The sequence below is a fragment of the Selenomonadales bacterium genome (assembly GCA_017442105.1).
Lineage (GTDB): Bacteria > Bacillota > Negativicutes > RGIG982 > RGIG982 > RGIG982.
On the sequence record JAFSAX010000172.1, the window covers coordinates 1 to 3,173 of the forward strand.

Here is a 3,173-nt window from a genome sequence, read left to right on the forward strand (position 1 = left end):
TTATCTAAGAGGAATTCCATTTCATAGATATCATTGCCCGATTCGACATATTGATAGATGTTTAACAGTTTTGCATCAGGATAATGTTCATGCAAGACAGCGATCGCTTCATCTTGACTGATCTTGGTATCAGCTTGCTGAACCGGTGCGATGCGTTCGATTGCAAGACCTTTGACCATTTCTCTTTTTGTGTCAAATTCGACTTCATAGCGATAAGCAGGCGTATAGTAGTAGAATTCAACTTCGTTGTCAAGTCTTAATAATTTGGAATATTTGGCATCGGCAGGTACGAATGTATCAGCCAGATTTTTTGCTTCTTGCATCGTCATAGCAAAAGCTGTTGCGGAAGTAAGTGTTACAGCCAGACCAAGCGTCAATGCGAGCAATTTCTTTTTCATCAGTATCACGCTCCTTGTTAGTTATATTTTACTTGTTGTATAGGAATTTGTCGATAGCATATTACAAAAAAAGACCGACTGTAAAGTCGGTCTTTCGCTTATTTTTTCATGTTGGCAGCTTGTGCGCGGAGGCGTTCGATACGGCTTGCCGTTGTCGGATGGGTGCTGAAGAGGTTCATGATCTGGCGGGCACCGCTTAAGGGGTTGATGATAAAGAGGTGAGATGTTGCGGGCTGTGCCTGCTGCATTGGGTAATGTTTGGCGAAGCCTTCGATCTTTTCGAGTGCGGACGCGAGTGCGAGCGGGTTGCCGCAGACTCTGCCGCCTGCTTCGTCGGCGGAGTATTCGCGCGAGCGGGAGATGCTCATCTGAATGATCATTGCCGCGATCGGTGCGAGGATCATGGTAAACAGCATGCCGCCGAGGCCGCCGCCTTCTTCATCCTCATCTCTGCCGCCGAAGATCATTGCCCACTGTGCCATCTGTGCGATCCAGCTGATAGCACCTGCGAACGATGCGACGATGGTACTGATGAGGGTGTCGCGATGTTTGATATGCGAGAGCTCGTGTGCGATAACGCCTGCCAGCTCATCTCTGTTGAGTGTGCGCATGATACCTGTCGTAACAGCTACGACACCGTTTGCCGGGTTACGTCCCGTTGCGAATGCGTTCGGAACAGGGCTGTCGATGACGCAGACACGCGGCATCGGAAGGTTGGCGTTCTGTGCGAGGACTTCTACCATTTGATAGAGCTCGGGTGCTTCTTCGCGGCTGACGGGTTGTGCGCCGTATGCCTTGAGCACCATCTTGTCGCTGTACCAGTAGCTGAAGAAGTTCATAGCAAGCGACATGAGAAGCATCATCGTTGCTCCGCTTTCTCCTCCGACTGCTGCGCCGACTACTACGAGCAGGCCTGTCATCAGAGCCATAAGGACGGTGGTTTTAAGGGTATTCATTGTAAAATTCCTCCTTTTGATTTCTTTTTTTAGTTGGCTGTTTCGGCTTTCTTTTTCATCCAGAGGCCGATGGCCACGATGATGAGCGGAAGACCGATCTCAAGTGCGAGTGCGAACGATTCCATGTACATACCGAGTGCATGGTCGGCTACCATCATTTCGGCTGCCGCGTAACCGAGGATCGCCGCGCCGACGTAGATGATCGCAGGGAATCTCTGAATGAGTTTCAACAGAAGCTGTGCGCCCCAGACGACGAGCGGGATGCTGACGAGGAGGCCCAAGAGAATGAGGAGGTACTTGCCTTCGGGAACGGTCTGTGCGACAGCCGCGAGGGAGAGTACGTTATCGAGGCTCATGATGAAGTCTGCCGCAAGGATCGTCTTGATGGCAGCCCACAGTTTGCCCGAGCTCTGGATATTGGAGAGGTCTTCTTCTTCCGGCTTCAAGAGCTTGACGGCGATGAAGAGAAGTGCGACACCTCCGATGAACTGCAGGTACGGGATTTCCAAGAGTTTCGTTGCGACGAGCGTCAAGAGTACGCGAAGGACGATAGCACCTGCACAGCCGAGAAATACGGCTTTTTTGCGCTGTTCGGGCGGAAGGTTTTTACACGCGAGCGCGATGATGATCGCATTATCGCCCGACAGCAGTAGGTCTAAGAGGAGAATACTGCCGAGTGCGAAGAACCACGATGCACTAAACATTGTTTCAGTCATGTGAAAAAACTCCTTTTGTTCGATATTTTGTTATTTCATTATTATTTCCGAGAGGTCTTTTCATATCCTATTAAGATACGAAAAGACCTTGCCCCAGCGGTGACTGAGACAAGGTCTGGCTTGCAATCAAATTGCCGATAATGCCGGGGCATTATGCCCGTAATGACGACAGTACCGTACAGCTACTCCCCTTGTGGAATTGAGTATATGAGTATGATATCATACTTATTCTACCAAGTCAACGTCCAATCCGAAGTGTTCGCAGACGAGTTTCATAAATTCCTGTGCCGCAAACGAGAGGTATTTTTCCTTGTGCCAAATGAGCGCGAGGTTCCACGGCACGATCGGATCTTCGAGCGGGATGGAAGTGACATCATACGTGGACAGTCTGTCAGAGAGAGTTGCAGGAAGGAAAGCGACGCCTAAGTTGGCTGCGACCATTGCCGCGATGAAGTCCCATTGCGAGCTTTCGCAGACGATGTTCGGATTGAATCCGCTCTGACGACAGCGGTCGATGAGTGGATCACGGATGGAGAAGTCCTGACGGAACATGACGAATGATTCTTTTTCGAGATCTTGATAGCTGATGACGCAGCGATCTGCGAGCGGATGGTCTTTGCGCACGATGAGATGCATCGGTTCGGTGACGAACGGCAGGATGGAGATGTTTTTATCACGGATCGGAAGTGAGATGACACCGATATCGAGAGAGCCTTCTTCGATATCACGTTCGATCTGTTTCGAACCGACTTCGATCAGTTTTAAGTTGATATTCGGGAACCGTTCTTTGAACTTATAGATGATCTCCGAGAAGAAGCAGACGCCGACCATCGGCGGGATGCCTACGGTGAGGTTGCCTTTTTTGAGATGGATGACGTTCGACAGCTCAACGGACAAGTTGTTGAACGAGTTGAGGATGGTAATGGCAGGGCGAAGAACGGCTTTGCCCGCATCGGTCAAAACGGCATTTTTGCTCGAACGATAAAAGAGCGTAACGTCAAGTTCTTCTTCGAGCGTTTTTATCATTTTACTGATAGAAGGTTGTGTAACATTCAGTTTTTGTGCTGCTTTGGTAAAGCTTTGTTGGCGTGCAACTTCTACAA

At 49.6% G+C, this 3,173-nt stretch carries 4 protein-coding genes; all 4 read right to left on the bottom strand.

Translation table 11 applies throughout. The features are described 5' to 3' along the window. A partial coding sequence (locus tag IJN28_06920) for a hypothetical protein (GenBank protein ID MBQ6713497.1) occupies window positions 1–398 on the bottom strand: 398 nt, incomplete at its 3' end. A 98-nt stretch (window positions 399–496) separates the two neighbouring features. Beyond that, the gene (gene htpX / locus IJN28_06925) at window positions 497–1,354 is read right to left on the bottom strand and encodes a zinc metalloprotease HtpX (protein MBQ6713498.1); all 858 of its coding nucleotides are present in this window, start codon (window positions 1,352–1,354) and stop codon (window positions 497–499) included. 29 nt (window positions 1,355–1,383) lie between these two features. Further along, window positions 1,384–2,058 carry a TerC family protein gene (locus IJN28_06930; protein MBQ6713499.1) on the bottom strand — a complete coding sequence of 225 codons (675 nt, stop codon included), beginning with the start codon at window positions 2,056–2,058 and terminating at the stop codon, window positions 1,384–1,386. Window positions 2,059–2,295: 237 nt separating this feature from the next. Then, the coding region (locus tag IJN28_06935; protein ID MBQ6713500.1) for a LysR family transcriptional regulator at window positions 2,296–3,173 on the bottom strand (878 nt) is incomplete at its 5' end.